The sequence below is a fragment of the Oleiphilus sp. HI0061 genome (genome assembly GCF_001635675.1).
Genome location: NZ_LWFE01000176.1, coordinates 1 through 679 on the forward strand (window position 1 = coordinate 1; position 679 = coordinate 679).

Genomic DNA, 679 nt, shown 5'->3' on the forward strand with positions numbered 1-679 from the left:
CAATGCCCCGGCGAGAGGTTTCTACTTCTGGCAATTCAGGCAAACTTGGCTCCTCATAGATAGAACAAATCACGCATTTTGATACAAAGGAAAGGCAAGTGTCCAATTCCCCTAAGCTTCACAATCCCAAATCTTCTTTAAGCGATGAGGATGAAATCCTGTACTTAGGTGTTGATGCCGGAGGCACTTTTACCGACTTTGTCTTGCTCACTGAACAAGAAGTGCGTATTCATAAAGTACTATCAACCCCTTCAAACCCTGCTCAAGCAATCTTGCAGGGAATAGAAGAACTAGGTTTAAACTCAGCTGTCGATAATAAACAGCTTTGTATTATTCATGGAAGTACGGTAGCTACCAATGCAGCGCTTGAACGAAAAGGTGCTCGTACCGTCTATATCACCAATAATGGTTTTGGCGATATCCTGAGCATCGGCCGCNAAGCTCGCAAAGAACTCTATAACCTCAATGCCAAACCACCCATTCCTCCTGTTCCAAGCGAGCTTTGCTTAGAAATAGAAACCCGACGTGATTCCGAGGGAAAGTTAATAAGACCTTTATCTGATGACGATATTGAAGCCCTTAAGCAAAAAGTTAATGACTTAAAACCAGAAGCTATTGCGATAAATCTCTTATTTTCCTTTATCAATGATGATGAAGAGCTACGCATTCAAAAAGCCCT

The 679-nt window shown here is 42.2% G+C and carries 1 protein-coding gene; it reads left to right on the top strand.

Annotation, left to right across the window (positions count from 1 at the left end; all coding sequences use genetic code 11):
- Window positions 1-98: 98 nt before the first annotated feature.
- Window positions 99-679: hydantoinase/oxoprolinase N-terminal domain-containing protein (locus A3735_RS02120; RefSeq protein ID WP_304439954.1), on the top strand; the 581-nt coding region annotated here is incomplete at its 3' end.